Here is a 19,160-nt window from a genome sequence, read left to right as displayed (position 1 = left end):
AGCGTGTCCCCGACAGGATTCGAACCTGTGGCCTTCGGATTAGGAATCCGACGCTCTATCCAACTGAGCTACGGGGACTTGCTCGTCCCAATAGCACTGCCTTCACTCTAATCAATCAATTCAGTTTTTCAGGCGGCGCGACCGGAAATGGCAGCGGGGCAACCGGAACGCCTTCATCCACCAGCGCCTTGGCTTCCTCAAGACTAGCCTGCCCGTGGATTGGAGCCTCATCCCGCTCGCCATAGTGCATTTCGCGCGATTGTGAGGCGAAGTCCTTGCCCACATAGGTGCTCTTCTCGAGCGCCTTGGCCTGAGCCTCCGCCAGCTTCTGCATTGCGGCCTGTACTTCAGCGGGCATTTCGGTGTTGGAAACCGGCGTTGAGCCACCCGCTTCGACTACCTCTTGCGGCGCAGGATTGGGGGCGGGACGAGCCACTTCGCGGTTGCTTTTGGCAGGTACCGCTGGAGCCATCGGGGCCTTGCTTACCTGATCTGTGCCGCAATGCGGACACGTCACAAGCCCGCGCTCACGCTGATCCTCATAATCGGAGGAGGAACCGAACCACGCCTCAAACCGGTGGCCATGCTCACAATGAAGGTCGAATACGATCATGCTGCTGGTCTAATTGGGAATTTTGCGGCGGTTGGCAAGACTTGGGACTTGAGCGCGGACCTCTGCGATACGCGCGAGGTCAATGTCGCAAAAGCCGAGGCCGGGTTCCTCTCCGCCCATGTCGAGCAGCACCTCTCCCCACGGGTCAACGACGAGCGAGTGCCCGTAGGTCACGCGACCATCTTCATGTTTACCGACCTGGGCGGCGGCGATGACGAACGCAGAGGCCTCGATAGCGCGAGCTCTAAGCATAACGTGCCAATGCGCGGCACCCGTGGGCTTGGTGAAAGCGGCGGGAACGGCGATGGCATCACAGCGCCGCTTGCCCAGAGCCTCAAACATAGCGGGGAAGCGCATGTCGTAGCAGATTGTCAGACCAAGCCGTCCAAGCGGAGTATCCTCCAACGTGACCACCTCTTCGCCCGGCTGATAGGCGCTGCTCTCCCGCCAAGTCTCTCCGGTGGAAAGCTCGACGTCGAACATGTGGATTTTATCGTATTGCGCGCGCTGTGCACCGTCTGCGCCGAAGTAGCGTGAGCGATTGGCACACTTGCCGCTCGGCAGCGGCACAGGCATCGATCCCAGCGCCAGATCAATTCCTACATTGATCGCCAGTTCGCGCAGCCGCTCGTCAAAATCAGCGTAATCGGGGGTCGCCATTATTGCGGCCCCGCGCTTGCGGTTCCGGTCTTGCAGCAGCGCCATCTCCGGCGAAAACAGAGCCTCAGCACCGCCAGCCTTAGCCTCCTGCATCGCCGCAGCAATCACGCCGTAGTTCTCCTCCGGGTCGATGCCCGAATTCATCTGGAGGACAGCGATCTTGGGCAAGAAAGCCCCCTACCCCGCCAGCAGAGCGTCGAGTTTGCCGGCCGCTTCCAGTGCAGCAAGATCATCCGAACCGCCTACATGGGTCTCACCAATGAAGATTTGCGGCACAGTGCGCGCTTCAGGAGCACGCTCCATCATCTCATCGCGCTTCTCTCCGCCCATGGTGATGTCATATTCGTTATAGGCAGCACCCTTCTGGTCGAGCAGATGCTTCGCTCGCACACAGAACGGGCAGGCGAATTTGGTGTAAATATCGATCGTCGGAAGTGTCATGTTTTCAAGTCCCTCGGGAGCGCTCCACACGCCCCCTTGAAAGCCAATCAGAGCCCCTTAACTAGGGTGTGTCGCCGCAATGATCCAGTCGCTTCGCCGGTTTCGGGAAGCATCCATTGAGGAGACATCCGGCAGGCGCTGCACGAGGCAGGTCTGCGCAACATACAAATTGCTCAAAGCAAAGAGGATTTGAAGATTATGTCACGTCTTGATTTTACACCCTATCGCCGTTCAACCGTTGGTTTTGACCGCCTGTTCGATCTTCTTGAGAACCAGGCGCGGCTGAATTCGGGTGACAATTACCCCCCTTTCAACATCGCCAAGAGCGGCGCGGACAATTACCGCATCACGCTCGCCGTGGCCGGTTTCCGCACGCAGGATATCGACATCACGGCTCAGGCGAATTTGCTCACCGTGCAAGGCAAGAAGCGCGACGATATCGATGATGGGGCAGAACTGCTCCATGTCGGGATCGCGAATCGCGGCTTTGAGCGCCGCTTTGAGCTGGCTGATTATGTCCGCGTGGAGAATGCCCAACTCGCCGACGGCCTGCTGGTGATCGATCTGGTGCGCGAAGTGCCCGATGCCATGAAGCCAAAGAAGATCGCTGTAAATGGCGGCACGACGCTGACCGCTGTTCCCGACGAGAGCGATGAAGCGTCTGATGACGCTGCAAATGCCGCATAAATTTCGGCACGCAGCAGGTTCTACACCGACATGAAAACAAGTGGGGGCGGCTCCTTGCGGAACCGCCCCCGCGACAATTAAGTCGCCTCGCTTTGGTCTGACCGTCCGGGTCGCAGAAGACGGCCAATCCAGGCGCGAGCTGTGTTGCAGCGTTTAATGAGTTAGCCGACGGATCGGCTTCGCTGCGTAACTCTGGATACAGGCACTCAAACCAGTTCGGCTCCTTGGAGGAACCACGAACGGTTTTGACGCCATTCCCTTATTAAACCCTCTAGCCTCTCCTCGCGTAAAGCGCATAGGCGCGCCTGCGCAAGGGCAAACTTACAAACTTGTAAAAAAGCGACACGCTGAAAAGCGCCTGCGCAATTAAAATCTCGAAATGAGACTTACCGCTCGGTCCAATACCCGAAACTTGGTCAAGTTCCAGCCCCTAATGCCGGGCAATCACACCAAACGTGATTGCTCCAGCGCTGCAGCAATAAAACCAGCGAATAGCGGGTGTGGATCAAACGGTTTTGATTTGAGCTCTGGGTGGAATTGAACACCGACGAACCACGGGTGATCCGGACGCTCCACGATCTCTGGAAGCAGGCCATCTGGCGACATGCCGGAAAAGACCAGACCCTGATCTTCGAGCGGTTTGATGTATTTCGCGTTCACCTCGTAGCGATGGCGATGGCGTTCGGAGATCATCTCTGCCCCACCATAGATCGCGGAGGTATGGCTGTTTGCCGACAGCTTTGCGTCATAAGCGCCAAGCCGCATTGTCCCGCCAAGGTCCCCACCAAATTCGCGCGTCTGGAGCCCCTCGTCGCTCATCCATTCCTCGATGATGCCGACGACCGGTTCGCTGGTTTCACCGAATTCTGTGGAGGAGGCTGCATCAAATCCTGCGGTGCGCGCGCCTTCGATGCAGGCCATTTGCATGCCGAGGCAGATACCGAAGAACGGCACTTTGCGTTCGCGGGCAAAGCGGACGCTTGCGATCTTACCTTCTGACCCGCGCTCTCCAAAGCCGCCTGGCACAAGGATGCCGTGCATCGGTTCAAGCGCGGAAGCGATTTCGCTGTCATCGCCTTCGAATATCTCTGCGTCGATCCACTTGATGTTGACCTTCACGCGGTTGGCGAGGCCGCCATGGACGAGCGCTTCGTTAAGGCTCTTATAGGCGTCAGGCAGCCCGACATATTTGCCGACAACGCCGATCGTCACTTCGCCTTCGGGGTTGAAGTAGCGATCGGTTACGTCTTCCCACGCCGACAAGTCAGGCGCTGGCGCATCGGTGATGCCAAAGCCGCGCAGGACCTCCGCGTCGAGGCCTTCCTCGTGATATTGCTGCGGCACCGAATAGATCGATGGCGCGTCGAGAGCCGGGATTACCGCCTCTTTGCGCACGTTACAGAAATTGGCGATCTTCTGCCGCTCTCCATCGGGTATCTCATGCTCTGCGCGGCAGAGCAGCACGTCGGGCTTGATGCCGAGTGAAGCGAGTTCGCGGACAGAGTGCTGGGTCGGCTTGGTCTTCAACTCGCCTGCCGCGGCGATGTAGGGAACGAGCGTCACGTGGACGCTGAGCGTTTGCATCGGCTCCAACTCGTTTCGCAGCTGCCGAATGGCTTCCATGAAGGGCAGCGATTCGATGTCGCCCACGGTCCCGCCGATCTCGCACAGGATGAAGTCATGGTCGTCTTGGCCAGCGAGCGCGAATTCCTTGATCGCGTCGGTCACATGCGGGATCACCTGCACCGTTGCGCCCAGATAGTCTCCGCGCCGTTCCTTCGCGATGATGTCGCGATAGACGCGGCCTGACGTAATGTTGTCGCTCTGCGCGGCCGACACGCCGGTGAAGCGTTCGTAATGCCCGAGGTCGAGATCGGTTTCCGCCCCGTCATCGGTCACATAGACCTCGCCATGCTGATACGGGCTCATCGTGCCCGGATCGACATTGAGATAGGGGTCGAACTTACGAATACGGACCTTGTACCCGCGCGCTTGAAGAAGCGCTGCGAGACTTGCCGCCATGAGACCTTTGCCGAGCGAGGAGACCACGCCGCCGGTGATGAAAATGTACCGCGCCATGGGAGTTGGGCCTTAAGCTGCGAAGCGGATTCGGGGCAAGCGAAATGCAGCGCTAAGACGCTCTCAATCCACAAGCATGTTCAAAAAGGTCGACTTATTCAGCGAGCAAGTCGTCTGAAGCACCCTCGGCCTCAGACGTTTCGCCGAGCAGATCGTCGGCAGAAGCTCCGGCACCAGAAGCGTCGCCTTCACCCAGCAGATCGTCCGAGCTTGGCGTCGTTACTTCGCGGTCGAGTGTCGTATTGACCTCGCCAATGCTGGATCCCTGAACGGCCAAGGCGGCGAGCAGGATCGACAAGGCGACAAATACAACAGCGAGCCACTTGGTCGAACGGGTCAGAAAATCCGCCGCACCGCGCGCACCAAGTGCGCCGTTGGGGTTGCCGCCAATACCAAGGCCACCGCCCTCAGAACGCTGCATCAGAACCACGCCAACCAGCGCAGCGGCCACCAAGGCCTGGATCACGGTTAGGATAATGAACAGCGACATGAGGTTTCTTCTGTTGAAATACGTTTATGTGAGTGTGCTTGCCAGCGCATCTAGGGACACTGGGGCCTCTCGGCAAGAGAGCTGCGACAAGAGGACCTAAGCTTCGTCGGTTTCCCCAGCAGCAAGGGCAATGCCCATGAAGCTGTCTGCGGTCAGGCTAGCCCCGCCCACCAGCGCGCCGCCAACCTCCGCCGTGCCGAGAATTTCCGCGGCGTTCTCTGGCTTGACTGAGCCGCCATAAAGGATGCGGATTTCTGCGCCATCTTCCTCACCATAAAGTTCGACAAGGAGTGCACGGATTTTGGCGTGCATTTCAGCGATGTCGGCGACTTCAGCGGTCTTGCCGGTGCCGATAGCCCAGATGGGTTCGTAGGCAACGGTGAGCTTTTCAACGACCTCTTCGATGCTTTCAGGCAAAGAGGCACGCAGTTGCTTCTTCACCGTAGTCACAGCGCGGCCGGAATCGCGCACAGCCTCACTCTCTCCGCAGCACACGATGATCCGCAGGCCAGCGGCAAGCGCCGAATCGGCCTTGGCTCGCACGATATCGTCTTTTTCACCATGCGCATCGCGGCGCTCTGAGTGGCCCAAGATGACGAACTTTGCGCCCGCATCGGCGATCATTGTCGCAGAGATATCCCCAGTGAAGGCACCGCCCTCTTCATGGTGGCAGTCTTGCGCGCCGACCGCGATCTGCTCTGCCTCACGGTGGACTGGGTGGATCAGTGTGTAAGGCGGCGCGATTGCCACTTCGACTTTCATGTGACGCTGGGCTGCGCGGTCAATCGCGCGCGCTTCGGAAAGCATGGCGCGGGTGCCGTGCATCTTCCAGTTACCAACGATGTAGGGACGCAATGGCATCAGGTCTGAATTTCCGTCTAATGTTTTATGCGAAAAGTGATTCTAGGTTGCCCGATGTAGGGTCAGGGGGTGGCGTCCGCTAGCCGAGGGTCGCAGTTTAGTCAAAACCTGTCCCAACCTGTTGCGGGGAGGTCGCAGGGCGGATAAAGCGCGCTGGCAATAGTCACAATGCGCAGCTGATGTTGTGCTGATTAAATCTTGGAAGACACCCCGTAATGATTTCGCTTTTCCGCAATTTCTTCCAGTCGAAGATCGGTCTGCCGATTTTCATCGGTTTCCTCGCCATCGTCGCCATCGCTTTCGCGGCGAGTGACCTGACAGGCTCTGCTACTTTTGGCGGCCTGACCGGAGACGATAAGGTTGTCGTGATCGGCGGCGAAGGCGTTGGCGCAAATGAATTGCAGGGCACGGTCAACAATGGCCTCACCCGTGCGCGGGCTCAGAACCCGACAATCACAATGCCGCAATTCATCGAATCCGGCGGCTACGAGCAAGAGCTCGACTTGTTGATCGATCGGATGTCGACGGGCCTGTTTGCCAAGAAATACGGCCTGCGTGCAGGCGACAACCTGGTGAACAGCGAGATTTTGCAGATCACGGCGTTCCAGGATCTCACTGGCGAATTCAATCAAGAGACTTATCAGGCCGCTCTGCGGCGCGAGGGGATCACTGACAGCATTCTGCGCTCAGACATTGGCGATGGTCTGCTCAACCAGCAAATCCTGCGTCCTGCCTTTGCTGCCCCCATCCTGCCCAAGTCAGCCGCGCGCCAATATGCAGCGCTGGTGCTGGAGCGTCGCCGGGGGCAGATCGCATTGCTTCCAAGCCGCTTTTATGCGCCGGACGCCGATCCGACCGATGAGCAACTCAGTGCTTTTTATGATGAGAGCCGCGACGACTTTATCGTGCCAGAGCGCAGGACAATCCGTGTGGCGCGATTCGGTGCAGACAGCATAACGGTCAATATCGATCCGACGGAAGAACAGCTCCAAACTCGGTTTGAAGCGGATGCCGCGCTCTATGCCGCTCAAGAACGTCGCGCTGTGACCAGCTTCGTTGTCCCCACAGAAGACGCGGCCCAAGCGCTGGTCGAGCGCATCCGAGGCGGTGTGGCATTTGAGACAGCGGCACGTGAAGCGGGCTTCAATGTCCAGACGAGCGAACTGCGCGACCGCGAATCGCTGGCCACTGCCAGCAGCTTTGCGCTCGCTGAAGCGGTCTTTGCAGCCGAGCGCGGTGCAGTTGTTGACCCCGCACAGGGCACTTTGGGCTTCTACGTCGCCCGCGTCGACAATATCGAGCGCACCCCGGCCCGCACCTTTGCGCAGGTCCGGGATCAGATCGAACAGCAGGTCCGCACAGAAACCCGCGCTGCACAGTTGGTTGAGTTGAGCTCAAATATCGAGCGCCAGCTTGATGACGGCACTTCGCTCACCGATGTGGCAACGCAATACGGTTTGGAGGTCACCGCAGTGCCCGATGTTACCGAAGACGGCCGGATCATGGGATCGCTGCAAGGCGTCGGCCAAGCCCTGCGCCCGATCATCCCGACCGCGTTCCAGATGGACGAAAGCGAGCCGCAACTGGCTGAACTGGTCCCCGGCGCGCAGTTCATGATCTTCGACGTCTCTGACATTACGGAAAGCGCCGCTCCACCGCTTGCCGAAGTGCGCGAACAGGTGGTTGCTGCGTGGAAGCGCTCTGAAGGCGCCAAGGCGGCCAAGGAAGTCGCTGACCGTGTGATGGCCGCGATGGACGGCGAGATAACTCTGCGCGATGCTCTGCGCGCCGAGGGTATCGGCACCGACCAAGCGCAGGTCGAAGACATCGACACCACGCGCGAACAGCTTCTCGCCAGCGCTCAGGGCCGCGTGCCGAGCGCTCTTGTGCTGATGTTCTCGATGGCGACGGGCTCGACCAAGGTTCTTGAAGAGCAAGGCAATCTCGGCTGGTTCATTGTGAACCTCGCGGCAATTGAGACAGAAGAGGTCGCGGACGACAATCCCGTTCTTGAGAACACCCGCAATCAGCTCAGCCAGGCTTTGGCGCTGGAATACAATTCTCAGCTTGCCACAGCGATCCGTGCTGAAGTCGGTGTCGAGCGCAACGAAGACGCGATTGACGCGCTGCGTCGGCGTCTGCTGGGCGAAAACTGATCTAGCCCAAGTGACAACCGCAGCCGCGCCCTATTCAGGACTGGAAAACCACGCGGGAGCGGCCAAAGCGCTCGCCAGCGGCGCACCTGCTTTGGTTTGGCGAAAAGTCGTAGCCGACAGCGATACGCCGGTAGGCGCCGCGCGCCGACTGATTGAGCCAGGGCGCGGGGATTTTCTACTGGAATCGGTTGAAGGCGGAGAGGTTCGCGGACGCTACAGCCTGCTCGGCCTAAACCCCGACCTTGTCTTTCGGGCAAGCGAGGAAAAGGCAGAGATCAACCGGCATTGGCAGGCCGACCGAGACGCGTTTGTGCCATGCCATGGCGATGCGATGGCAGAGTTGCGTGCGCTTGCCGATAGCTGCCGGGTGGACGTTCCCGAAGACGTCACCAACCCCTTGCCCCCAGCCCTAGCCTGCCTCGTGGGCTATTTCGGCTATGAGACGATCGGCCTTGTAGAGAAGCTGCCGCGTGCACCCGCTAGCGAGTTGGCTCTGCCCGACATGCTGTTTGTGCGTCCGACGGTTATTCTGGTGTTCGACAGCCTCTCGGACGTTCTGTTCTGCGTGGCCCCGATCTGGAGCGCTAGCGACCCCAATGCCGCCATCGCCGCAGCGGGCGAGAAGATTGACGAGACGCTGCGCGCTCTCATCCAACCTCGTCCGGACGAACCGCGCATCGTCGCCGACACGCCAGAACCTGCACTGGAGCCAGCCATGGCGGGCGAGGACTACAAGGCTCTGGTGGCCCGCGCAAAGGACTACATCCTTGCTGGCGACATCTTTCAGGTAGTGCTCGCTCAGCGCTTCACCTGCCCATTCACGCTGCCTCCGCTGGAACTTTACCGGAGCCTTCGCCGCGTAAACCCCTCGCCCTTCCTCTATTTCCTCGACCTGCCCGGCTTTGCCATCGTCGGATCGAGCCCGGAGATACTAGTGCGCGTTCGCGACAACCCCGCGGGTAAAGCGGAGATCACTATCCGGCCCATTGCTGGCACGCGCCCACGCGGAGCCACCCGCGCTGAGGATGACGCGAATGAGGCTAGCCTGATCGCCGACCCAAAAGAGCGTGCCGAGCACCTGATGTTGCTCGATCTGGGGCGTAACGACGTGGGCCGAGTGGCCGCGCAAGGCACGGTCGAAGTCACCGACAGCTTCTCCATCGAACGCTACAGCCACGTGATGCACATCGTCAGCAACGTGATCGGAGAGCTGGCCGGTGACAAAGACGCGCTCGACGCGCTGTTTGCTGGCTTCCCCGCAGGCACCGTGTCAGGCGCTCCCAAGATCCGCGCATGCGAAATCATTGCCGAACTCGAACCCGAAACACGCGGCGCATACGCAGGCGGCGTCGGCTATTTCGCGCCCGATGGATCGGTGGACTCCTGTATTGTCTTGAGAACCGCGGTCGTGAAGGACCAGACGATGCATGTTCAAGCCGGCGCAGAAATCGTCGCCGACAGCGACCCCGATTATGAACTCGCCGAGTGCAAAGCCAAGGCCAGCGCCCTCGCCGCCGCCGCCCGCGAAGCCGTGCGCCTCGCCAGCGAACCGGGGTTCGGGCAGTGAGGGCTTCTGCGCTCTTAATCGGCACGGCCCTCGCCCTCACCGCATGCAATGAACGGCCTGCGGGAGAGCCCGTTGTGCGCGCGGAAATCGGAGAGCCTGTGGCCAGTGATGAGCCACTCGATATTGCGCCTGAAGTGGCGTCCACTGACACAGGCTCCGCCTGCCAGCCCGCCACCTTTGAAGGCATTGCCCTCACCCATTGCATCGCCGATCCGGCCCAGCATCGTATCAGCACAAGCCTTGCTCCGGTCTCGGGCGAGAATTTTGGGACGATTCAGGGATGGGCTGCGGGGCGGAACGAGAGCTCCATCGCCTTTGTGATGAATGGCGGAATGTATGACGATGTGCTCAAGCCCTTGGGATACTTCGTCAGTGATAGCGACCGGTTGAAGGAGCTTGATACGGGCAGTGGATCGGGGAATTTCTACCTCAAACCCAACGGCGTTTTCTTCGGCACCGGCGGGCGCTGGCGTATTCTCGATAGCGAGACGTTTCTGCGCACTGTCGGCACTCGGCCGCAATTCGGCACGCAATCAGGCCCGATGCTGGTGATCGACGGTGATCTCCATCCCGAATTTCAGGACAATGGCCCCTCGCGCCAATTGCGCAACGGGGTCGGGATCGACGCGGAAGGTCGTGCGCATTTCGTTATTTCGAACGAGCCGATCAGCTTTGGTCAGTTCGGGCGCTTCTTCCGCGATGAGGTGGAGACGCCCAACGCCCTGTTCCTCGATGGCAATGTGTCCTCGCTCTGGGATCCGGCAACGGGCCGGATGGACAATCGCCGCGTGGGCCCGCTGATCGTGGTGGAGACAATGGATGAATAGCAACATGCTGAGTTATGAGCGCACGCTCTATCCCGAGATTGAGCCGTATGAGACCGGCATGCTCGACGTGGGCGAAGGCCATCAGCTCTATTACGAGCGGGTCGGCACGCCTGGTGCAAAGCCGGCTGTGTTCCTTCACGGTGGCCCGGGAGGTGGCATGGCGCCTTCCCACCGCCGCCAGTGGAACCCAGACAAATACGACGTCCTTCTGTTCGACCAGCGTGGCTGCGGCAAGTCGCTGCCCTTTGCCGAGATCGAGGCGAACGACACATGGCGCATCGTCTCTGACATCGAAGCTCTCCGCACGATGTGCGGGCATGAGAAGTGGCAGGTCTTTGGCGGCAGCTGGGGTGCGACGCTCGCCCTCGCCTATGCACAGGCCTTTCCCGAGCGGACGAGTGAGATCATCTTGCGCGGTGTGTTCCTTGCCCGCCAGGCTGAGAAAGGCTGGCTCTACCAATATGGCGCGAGCGAGATCATGGCCGAGCAATGGGACAGCTTCTCCGGCCATATTCCTGCTGACGAGCGCGGGGACCTTGTCCAAGCCTATTACAAGCGCCTCACCAGCGACGATGACGCGGTGCGCCTGCCCGCTGCCAAAGAGTGGTCGCTATGGGAAGGCAATGTCGCGACTTTGCTGCCCAATGACGATTTGCTGGCGGATTTCGAAGATCCTTCCAAGGCTGTCCCATTTGCCCGTATCTGCGCGCGGTTCTTCATGGACGACTTCTACCTCGAGGAAGCGCAGCTGTTGCGCGACGTCGAGAAGATCCGCGATATCCCGATCATCATCGTTCAAGGGCGCCACGACATCTGCACCCCGCCCCGCTCTGCATGGGACTTGAAGAAGGCAATGCCGGAGGCGGACCTTCGGATCGTTCAGGATGCAGGCCACTCGGCAATGGAGCCGGGGATTATCGACGGGCTAGTGCGCGCGACGGATGAGTTTGCGGATCGTTAGGCTTCATCGCGGCTATTTGGGCGCTGCCCTCGCCATCTTTGCGGTCGAGGTGGTGATCGCATTGTTTGTGCGCGACGCCTTCATTCGGCCCATCTTCGGAGATGTACTGGCGGCGGCTTTGGTCTATTGCGGTTGGCTCGCTGTGTTTGACACGCGTCGCATCACAGCCGCGATCATTGCGTTTGCCATCGCCTGCCTTGTGGAGGCTATGCAATATCTCGACGCGCTCACGCTGTTGGGCCTCGAGCAGCACCCGATTGCGCGCGTTGTGCTGGGGACGACCTTCAGCTGGGGAGATATTGTCGCCTATCTGGTCGGAGCGGTGGCAGCGCTGGTGATCGATAGACGCCTTTCCAAGCCTTGAACCGCCCCGACAAATCAGACAAAGCGCATGCCATGATCCTTGTCATCGACAATTACGACAGCTTCACCTTCAACCTCGTCCATTACCTGATGGAGTTAGGGGCGGAGGTGCGCGTTGAGCGCAATGACGCTTTGACCGCTGCTGAGGCGCTGGCGACGGGCGCCAAAGGCTTCCTCATCTCGCCAGGCCCGTGCACTCCGAATGAGGCCGGGATCAGCCTTGAACTCGTGGCAGCCTGTGCGGATGCGGGAAAGCCGCTCCTAGGAGTGTGTCTGGGTCACCAGTCGATCGGCCAGCACTTTGGCGGGACAGTGACGCGAGGCGGGCTTATGCATGGCAAGACATCTCCGGTAACGCATGACGGCTCCGGCGTGTTTAAAGGCTTGCCCTCGCCCTTCACCGCGACGCGCTATCACAGCCTCGTGGTCGAGAATATTCCGACCGTCCTGAAGGTCAACGCGACCTCCGACGACGATCATGTGCAAGGCTTTCGGCATGACACACTTCCCATTCACGGCGTGCAGTTCCATCCGGAAAGCATCGCTACCCAATATGGCCACGACCTGCTCGCTAACTTCTTGGAAGTTTGCGGGATCGAGGCGAAAATTCCGGAAGGCGTAAGCCCATGAAGACCCTACCGCTTGCCGTTCCGCATATGAATGAGGCGGAAGCTGAAGAAGTCTTCGGCTGGATCCTCGACGGAGAGGCGTCCGAAGAGGAAATCGCGCGTTTTCTCCTAGCAATGACCGAGCGCAGCGAAACGGCGGACGAGATCGCAGGGGCCGCACGGGCTTTGCGCGCTCGGCTGATCCCGATTGAGGCTCCTGAAGGCGCGGTCGATTGCTGCGGCACTGGGGGCGACGGGCATCATACGCTCAATGTCTCCACCGCAGTCAGCCTTGTTGTCGCAGCCTGCGGCGTACCGGTGGCGAAGCACGGCAACCGCGCAGCTTCCTCCAAATCGGGCGCGGCGGACACCCTCGAAGCGCTCGGCCTCGACATGGATGCAGCGGGCCGCACAGCTGAAAAGACGCTCGCGGAAATTGGCATCTGCTTCCTTTTCGCGAAGAACCATCACCCCGCAATGGGACGCATCCAGCCCATCCGCCTCAAAATCGGCAAGCGCACGATCTTCAACCTCATGGGCCCGCTCTCCAATCCCGCCGGTGTGAAGCGCCAGCTGATCGGCATTGCGCGCCCCGGCTATGTCCCAATCTATGCCGAAGCGAAGGCGAAGCTGGGCACGGAGAAGACCTTTATCGTGTCGGGTGATGAGGGGCTGGATGAACTCTCACTTGCTGGCGGGAACGAGCTTGCGGACGTAACGCGCGATGGATTCACAATGCGCCGGATGGATGCGAGCCAGATCGGCCTCCCCAACGCGCCGATTGAGGCGATCAGGGGTGATGACGCGGTGCATAATGCAAAGGCCTTGAAGGCCCTGCTGGAAGGCACACCCGGCCCGTACCGCGATGCAGTCATCCTCAACGCGGCGGCAACGCTGGTTGTGGCTGGCAAGTCAGAGGATTGGGGCACAGCGGCAGAGATGGCTGCAGAGGCTCTCGACAGCGGCGCGGCAGCTCGCTTGCTAGCCAAATGGATCGAGATGGCGGTCTGACGGAAATGAACAAGCTCGAAGAAATCTGCCTCGCCAAGCGCGAAGAGATCGTGACGCGCAAGGCTGCTGTCACGCAGGCGACGCTGGCTGACCTCGCGGCTGAGCAATCAGCCCCGCGTGGTTTCGAGGTTGCCCTGCGCTCCCGCGCCGAAACCGGCTTTGCGCTGATCGCCGAGGTTAAGAAGGCCAGCCCCTCCAAAGGCCTCATCCGAGAAGACTTCCGCCCCGCCGACCACGCCCGCGACTATCAGGCGGGAGGCGCGGCCTGCCTTTCTGTGCTGACCGATGGGCCGTATTTTCAGGGTGCTCCGGAATTCCTGATCGAAGCACGCAGGTCCTGCGACCTGCCGGTCCTGCGCAAGGACTTCATGGTTGATCCTTGGCAATGCCTCGAAGCACGAGCCATGGGGGCCGACGCGATCCTGATCATCGTTGCAGCTTTGGGCGATACGCTGATGCAAGAGATCGAAGCCGCCGCTCGTGACCATGCGATGGACGTTCTGGTCGAGGTGCATGATGAAGCGGAGCTGGAGCGCGCGGCGACACATCTCAAAAGCCGCCTGATCGGGGTGAACAACCGCGACCTCAAAACCTTCACCACGTCGCTCAGCGTCACTGAACGCCTCGCCCCACTCGCGCCGGAAGGCACTCTGCTCGTGGGCGAAAGCGGGATCGCGACCCATGCGGATTGCGAAAGGCTGGCCAAAAGCGGCGTGCGCACTTTCCTCGTCGGCGAAAGCCTGATGCGCGCTGACGATGTTGCTGCGGCCACACGGGCGCTGATCGAAGGGTGAGAACCTGTCCTACAGGACGCAAAGCTGGCAAGGTCTCCGGATGACGCAAACACCGCTCAGCCACACATCGACAAAGACGATTGAAACGCGTCTTATTGATCGAGAGGATTTCAACCCTTGGACAGTGTGCCAAGTGTGTCAAACCGCACCTGTGGGAGCGTACCAATGAGCCGACTCACGCACCTGTCTGACGAGGGCGCAGCGCATATGGTCGATGTCGGCGGCAAGGCTGAAACTCAGCGCGTCGCCATCGCCTCTGGCCAGATCAGTATGAGCGAGGAAGCCCTCGGCGCTATCCGCGCTGGCGATGCTCCCAAAGGAGACGTCCTGGGCACGGCGCGCATCGCCGGGATCATGGCCGCTAAACGCACCGGAGAGCTGATCCCGCTGTGTCATCCGCTGGGCCTTGAAGCGGTCAGCGTGGAATTTGCCTTTGAGCAAACCGCGATCCGCGCCACCGCCACAGCTTCGCTGACGGGAAAAACCGGGGTCGAGATGGAAGCGATGGTCGCGGTGTCAACAGCGCTGCTTACGATCTACGATATGGCCAAAGCGATCGACAAGGCGATGGTGATCGGCGAGATACGTCTGTTGGAAAAGCGCGGGGGCAAGTCAGGGGATTGGACAGCGCCGGAGCTTCCCTCCGACTAATGCCCGAACTGATGGTCCTCGAAAAGGCGCAAGGTCTGCTCCTCTCCCTCGCCCCAAAGATGGAGAGCGAGCGCGTCGCCGTTGAGGCAGCGCTAGGGAGGGTTCTGGCAGGCGATGTTGCCGCGCGCCGTACTCAGCCTCCCGCCGATCTCTCCGCGATGGATGGCTATGCGATTGGCGCCGGCGATGGGCCATGGCGCTTGGTCGGAGAAAGCCGCGCTGGCGCTCCGTTTGACGGTGCACTGAGCCCCGGAGAGTGCGCGCGTATCTCAACGGGCGCGCATATGCCGCAAGGCGCGGACAGGGTGCTGATCCAGGAGAACGCCCTGGTCGAAGGCGAGGCTGTCGCTGCAACCACTCCACCCGTCTCGGGCCAACATGTACGACGAGCAGGATTCGACTTTCACCAGGGCAACACAGTCCTAAAACCCGGCACACAGATTGGTCCCGGTCACATCGCTCTCGCCATCTCAGCGGGCCATGCAAGCCTTTCCGTCAGCAAGCGTCCCAAGGTCGCAATCCTCGACAGCGGAGACGAGCTCACCGCAAATCCCGAAGACTGTGGACCGGACCAGATTCCTGCCAGCAATGGCGCGATGATAGCCGCTATGCTCGCGCCTTTGGCTGGGGAAACCTTGCGCATCGGACCGGTCGCAGACGACCATGTGGCTTTGGCCAAAGCTCTGGCTCAAGCAGAGGATTGCGACATCCTCATCACCTCTGGAGGGGCGTCAGTCGGCGACCACGATCTTATACAGGCCGCCTTGCGCGACTGGGGCGCGGAGATCGCTTTCTGGAAGGTCGCGATCAAACCGGGCAAACCATTGATGGTGGCTCAAAGACAGACGGAGCGCGGCAAGCAGGTGATCCTCGGCCTACCCGGTAATCCGGTGTCGAGCTTTGTCACCTGCTTCCTCTTTGCCCTACCTTTGCTGCGTCGTGCTTTGGGGATGGGCAAGAACGAATCCCCTCCCCCGATTTCGCAAGGCCCGCACTGATGCACCACTTCCGGCAACAGGGCCGCGCCGCGCATTCTTGAGAGGCTGGTTTGGCGGGCACCGAGTGATCCCACTGGCTTCCAAGGACTCCAGCGCCTTGCGGGAGCTCGCAGAGGCAAACTGCTTGATTGTGCGGGACGAAAACTCTGGCCCGCTCGAAGAATGGGAGCCGGTTACGGTTCTTCCATTCCTAAACGCCTGAATTGCGCGGTTTTGACGGTTTCACCGGCTTGACTTGACGGATCAAGTTGCCTACTTGTTCCACATTCGTTCACCATACGGTGCGCGGGCAGCGTTCTGAAATGCACCTCACATGTTCCCAAATGGAGGTGCCTCTGGGGGCGCGTTGAGATTCGGCACTTAGGGGCGTTCTCACGCCGCTTGATATGTGCGCCTTAACGGAGTTTGCCCATGTTGACGGCAAAGCAACACGAATTGGTCCGCTTCATTCAGCAGCGGCTTGAAGAAACCGGCATCTCGCCGAGCTTTGAAGAAATGAAGGAAGCGCTCGACCTGAAGAGCAAGTCGGGCGTCCACCGCTTGATCTCTGCGCTCGAGGAGCGAGGCTTTATCCGGCGTCTGCCCAACCGGGCGCGCGCGCTTGAAGTGATCAAGATGCCAGAGGATTCAACGCCTGCTCCGCGCAGCGTGGCTCCGGCGAATGATCCAATGGCTTCGACAGTTGCCTCTGCGCCGCCTGTGCCCGCAGCGGCCAATGACGTGATCGAGATCCCGCTTCATGGACGGATTGCGGCAGGTGCGCCGATTGAAGCGCTCGAGGGGCAGAGCTCCCTGCCGGTTCCGGCAGCGTTGCTTGGGCCGGGAGAACATTATGCTCTCGAAGTTTCGGGCGATTCCATGATCGAAGCGGGCATTTTCGATGGCGATTTCGCGCTCGTGCGTCGGACTGACACTGCCCGCGATGGCGAAATTGTCGTGGCGCTTGTCCGCGATGAGGAGGCCACTCTCAAATACCTGCACAAGGACGGCGCGTTGGTGCGGCTTGATCCCGCCAATGCATCTCACGACCCGCAGGTCTATGGCTCCGACGAGGTAAAGGTCCAAGGCAAGCTTGCAGGCCTGCTTCGTCGCTATCACTGATTTAAGGTGAGCGCGGGGTCTTAAGGGGTGTCAGTCCCCTTCCCCGCGCCACCAACCATGCTCCCCTTGCGATGCGGCGACAGTAGTGACCTCTCCATCAGCAAGGTTGAGAGCAAGACCGCCGGTCTCAAGCAGCATGTTGCGATCCGCCTTCAGCCAGCGTGGCTGACATGAACGAGGCAGGAAACGATCGGCCACGACAATGTCAGCGCGCTCACAGGCAGCGGCAAGGGAGCGTTCTTCGATCAATTCTCGGTTGCGCGCCAGCAGGAGCGACCAGTCTCGTCCTCCGCGGTTCAAGACGATGGTGCAGAATTCAGGCGAGCATTGAGCTCCCTGCCACTCTGCAAGCGGGATAGGCTCACTGGTAACGCTGGCCAGTTCCAGCAGATTATCGCGCGAATAGGATGAGCGGCTATCGCGCAACGACAGCAAACGGCTCGATCCGTCGGGGCCCGCAATTGTGATACCGACATGGCGTCCTTCACGCCCAATCAACACGTCAGGGATTGGAGTGGAGAGCAACATTGCAGAAGCAACCGCCCATGGGACAAATCCCAGCAGTCGGGCGCCGCCCTTCCAAAGGGCCACCCACAGCCCTCCAGCGGCGAACAGGGCAATAGCGAGCCAACTCATTTGCGGCATCAACTTGGTTGCTCCAGGTTGCGATGATGTGAACCGCGCAATGCCAAGCAACAAGTTGAGAGAGCCCTCAGCTACCCACCAAAATGGCGCTCCCAGTCCCAAAAGGTCGAACACCAGTCCAAGCGCAATGGCTGGCATGGCGATGAAGGTGACAAGCGGAATGGCGAAAACATTGGCGAAGGCGCCGTAGAACCCAGCGCGGTGGAAATGAAACAGCACGATTGGCATCAGCGCGATTTCAATGACGAGACCAGTTATGAAAAGCATCGCAACCTTGCGGCCCGAACTCTTGAACCAGCTCTCCTCGCGCGGGGCAAGGAATGCACGGACCGGAGCGCAGGATGACAGAGCCACAATCGCGATGACGGCGGAGAAGCTCATTTGGAAACTGGGCCCGATGGCACTCTCTGGCCACATCAGCATGACGAACATCGCAGCAGCCGCAACCATCCGCATTGACAGGGCCTCACGCCCCATGGCGAGCGCGATCAAGACCAACATGGCCGCCGCGCAGCTCCTCACTGTGGGAACCTCCGCGCCGGTGAGCAAGGTGTATCCGATCCCGGCCAATGCACCTGCGCCCGCCGCCACAACGGGCAAGCGCACCCGTAATGCTATAGCCGGGACCAATGCGAAGGTTTTGAGCGCCAGCAGATAGGCCGCAGCGATCACAGCGCTCACATGCAGGCCGCTTATCGAAAGCAGGTGGTAGAGGCCTGAATCGCGCATCGCATCGTCATCGGCCTCGGTAATCGACCCACGATCTCCGCTGGCAAAGGCCGCCGCAATGGTGCCCGCCGACCCGTCGACCCTGCTGCGCACATGGGCTGAGAGAGCGCGCTGGATCGCTGGCAGACCGCTTGCTTGTGGTGCTGGTTCGACAATCTCAACCTCGCCCAACACACTGCCCGTCCCGGCAAGCCCCTTGAACCAAGCGGCACGCGCAAAATCATAGGCACCCGGCAACATCGGGCTAGCGGGAGGCATCAATCGGACCCGCATGCGAACGACCGCCCCTTCGGCCAGCGCATCATCACCCACAGCTTCGACCGCGCGTGCGGCCGTCTCGATCGGCACGTTCACACGGATCTTGCGGCTTTGCGCCGTTTCCGCATCGCGCACCGCCATGGTCAGTCGAATGCGATCTTGGGAGGGTTGATCCTCCCGGTCGAGGACATAGCCTTGCACACGCTCGATCATTGGACGCTCAATGGCCTGCGCCCCAACAACCTCGGAGCGGATCCAGATTACCGCCATCCCTGCCGCGAACACGATTGAGGCGGCGATGACAGCGGATCGCAAACGGTCTCGGTCGATACGGTCACGCCAAAGTGCCAACGCGAGCAAGGCCAGCAAAAGGCATGCACCAATCACACTCACCCATTGCCAAGGGTTGCGCAAAGCAAACCATGTGAGGATACCGCCCGCAAACAAGACAGCGAGCCAAGGGGCGCGGTCAAATCCTGCCTCGACCAGAAAGCGCTCTGCACGGTTGCCAAGCGCGGTGCTCAAGCTGGACAATTCGCCTCCGCTTTGCCACAGGCGGCTTGCGGATTTGGCAGGCCCATCGGGCGCAGCACTGCAAGTGCCACGCTCAGCCTCGTCCTCTCCCGCAATCGGTATTAGCGGCGTATCAGCCATCGGCCC

The 19,160-nt window shown here is 60.4% G+C and carries 20 protein-coding genes and 1 tRNA gene; 13 read left to right on the top strand and 8 right to left on the bottom strand.

Annotated features, from left to right (window positions below; all coding sequences use genetic code 11):
- Positions 1–4: 4 nt before the first annotated feature.
- From AC0V6X_RS05535 to grxC, 4 genes are all read right to left on the bottom strand, one after another.
- Positions 5–78, bottom strand: a tRNA-Arg gene (locus AC0V6X_RS05535).
- A gap of 37 nt (positions 79–115) precedes the next feature.
- Positions 116–613: a DUF1178 family protein gene (locus tag AC0V6X_RS05530; protein WP_486183589.1), complete on the bottom strand. Its 498-nt coding sequence runs from the start codon at positions 611–613 to the stop codon at positions 116–118.
- Between the two features lie 9 nt (positions 614–622).
- Positions 623–1,441: a carbon-nitrogen hydrolase family protein gene (locus AC0V6X_RS05525; protein WP_486183588.1), complete on the bottom strand. Its 819-nt coding sequence runs from the start codon at positions 1,439–1,441 to the stop codon at positions 623–625.
- A 9-nt stretch (positions 1,442–1,450) separates the two neighbouring features.
- On the bottom strand, positions 1,451–1,714 hold the full coding sequence (grxC, locus tag AC0V6X_RS05520; RefSeq protein WP_486183587.1) for a glutaredoxin 3: 264 nt from the start codon (positions 1,712–1,714) through the stop codon (positions 1,451–1,453).
- A 198-nt stretch (positions 1,715–1,912) separates the two neighbouring features.
- On the opposite strand from grxC, the gene AC0V6X_RS05515 reads away from it, so the two are divergent.
- Entirely contained in the window at positions 1,913–2,401 is a 489-nt protein-coding gene (locus AC0V6X_RS05515; protein WP_486183586.1) for an Hsp20 family protein, read from the top strand.
- 444 nt (positions 2,402–2,845) lie between these two features.
- On the opposite strand, the gene pyrG is transcribed toward AC0V6X_RS05515, so the two are convergent.
- The 3 genes from pyrG to tpiA form a co-directional block, all read right to left on the bottom strand.
- Entirely contained in the window at positions 2,846–4,480 is a 1,635-nt protein-coding gene (gene pyrG, locus AC0V6X_RS05510) for a CTP synthase (RefSeq protein WP_486183585.1), read from the bottom strand.
- 94 nt (positions 4,481–4,574) lie between these two features.
- Positions 4,575–4,964: a preprotein translocase subunit SecG gene (secG, locus tag AC0V6X_RS05505; RefSeq protein ID WP_486185518.1), complete on the bottom strand. Its 390-nt coding sequence runs from the start codon at positions 4,962–4,964 to the stop codon at positions 4,575–4,577.
- 102 nt (positions 4,965–5,066) lie between these two features.
- A complete protein-coding gene (tpiA, locus tag AC0V6X_RS05500) occupies positions 5,067–5,831 on the bottom strand; it encodes a triose-phosphate isomerase (protein WP_486183584.1) in 765 nt (254 codons plus the stop codon).
- A gap of 215 nt (positions 5,832–6,046) precedes the next feature.
- Here tpiA and AC0V6X_RS05495 point away from each other — a divergent pair, with 215 nt between their 5' ends.
- The 12 genes from AC0V6X_RS05495 (at position 6,047) to lexA (ending at position 16,868) form a co-directional block, all read left to right on the top strand.
- Positions 6,047–7,987 (top strand): peptidylprolyl isomerase, encoded by a 1,941-nt coding sequence (locus tag AC0V6X_RS05495; RefSeq protein WP_486183583.1) that lies wholly within the window; start codon positions 6,047–6,049, stop codon positions 7,985–7,987.
- A gap of 10 nt (positions 7,988–7,997) precedes the next feature.
- Entirely contained in the window at positions 7,998–9,554 is a 1,557-nt protein-coding gene (locus AC0V6X_RS05490) for an anthranilate synthase component I family protein (RefSeq protein WP_486183582.1), read from the top strand.
- Positions 9,551–10,381, top strand: coding sequence for a phosphodiester glycosidase family protein (locus tag AC0V6X_RS05485; protein WP_486183581.1), 831 nt, complete (start codon positions 9,551–9,553; stop codon positions 10,379–10,381). The genes AC0V6X_RS05490 and AC0V6X_RS05485 overlap by 4 nt, the downstream gene beginning before the upstream one ends.
- Positions 10,374–11,342, top strand: a complete 969-nt coding sequence (gene pip, locus AC0V6X_RS05480) for a prolyl aminopeptidase (RefSeq protein ID WP_486183580.1) — start codon at positions 10,374–10,376, stop codon at positions 11,340–11,342. The genes AC0V6X_RS05485 and pip overlap by 8 nt, the downstream gene beginning before the upstream one ends.
- Positions 11,323–11,706, top strand: a complete 384-nt coding sequence (locus tag AC0V6X_RS05475; RefSeq protein WP_486183579.1) for a ribosomal maturation YjgA family protein — start codon at positions 11,323–11,325, stop codon at positions 11,704–11,706. Before pip ends, AC0V6X_RS05475 begins: the two co-directional genes overlap by 20 nt.
- 32 nt (positions 11,707–11,738) lie before the next feature.
- Positions 11,739–12,335, top strand: a complete 597-nt coding sequence (locus AC0V6X_RS05470) for an anthranilate synthase component II (protein WP_486183578.1) — start codon at positions 11,739–11,741, stop codon at positions 12,333–12,335.
- Positions 12,332–13,324 (top strand): anthranilate phosphoribosyltransferase, encoded by a 993-nt coding sequence (trpD, locus tag AC0V6X_RS05465; protein ID WP_486183577.1) that lies wholly within the window; start codon positions 12,332–12,334, stop codon positions 13,322–13,324. Before AC0V6X_RS05470 ends, trpD begins: the two co-directional genes overlap by 4 nt.
- A gap of 5 nt (positions 13,325–13,329) precedes the next feature.
- Positions 13,330–14,118, top strand: coding sequence for an indole-3-glycerol phosphate synthase TrpC (trpC, locus tag AC0V6X_RS05460; protein WP_486183576.1), 789 nt, complete (start codon positions 13,330–13,332; stop codon positions 14,116–14,118).
- Positions 14,119–14,283: 165 nt separating this feature from the next.
- Positions 14,284–14,769 (top strand): cyclic pyranopterin monophosphate synthase MoaC, encoded by a 486-nt coding sequence (moaC, locus tag AC0V6X_RS05455; RefSeq protein ID WP_486183575.1) that lies wholly within the window; start codon positions 14,284–14,286, stop codon positions 14,767–14,769.
- On the top strand, positions 14,769–15,767 hold the full coding sequence (locus AC0V6X_RS05450) for a molybdopterin molybdotransferase MoeA (RefSeq protein ID WP_486183574.1): 999 nt from the start codon (positions 14,769–14,771) through the stop codon (positions 15,765–15,767). The genes moaC and AC0V6X_RS05450 overlap by 1 nt, the downstream gene beginning before the upstream one ends.
- A complete protein-coding gene (locus tag AC0V6X_RS05445) occupies positions 15,709–15,969 on the top strand; it encodes a hypothetical protein (protein WP_486183573.1) in 261 nt (86 codons plus the stop codon). The genes AC0V6X_RS05450 and AC0V6X_RS05445 overlap by 59 nt, the downstream gene beginning before the upstream one ends.
- Positions 15,970–16,178: 209 nt before the next feature.
- On the top strand, positions 16,179–16,868 hold the full coding sequence (gene lexA, locus AC0V6X_RS05440; protein ID WP_486183572.1) for a transcriptional repressor LexA: 690 nt from the start codon (positions 16,179–16,181) through the stop codon (positions 16,866–16,868).
- Between the two features lie 30 nt (positions 16,869–16,898).
- On the opposite strand, the gene AC0V6X_RS05435 is transcribed toward lexA, so the two are convergent.
- Positions 16,899–19,154, bottom strand: coding sequence for a ComEC/Rec2 family competence protein (locus AC0V6X_RS05435; protein WP_486183571.1), 2,256 nt, complete (start codon positions 19,152–19,154; stop codon positions 16,899–16,901).
- Between the last annotated feature and the right edge of the window lie 6 nt (positions 19,155–19,160).

The sequence above is a fragment of the Erythrobacter sp. S267 genome (assembly GCF_057365045.1).
This window is presented reverse-complemented; position numbering and strand designations above follow the sequence as displayed.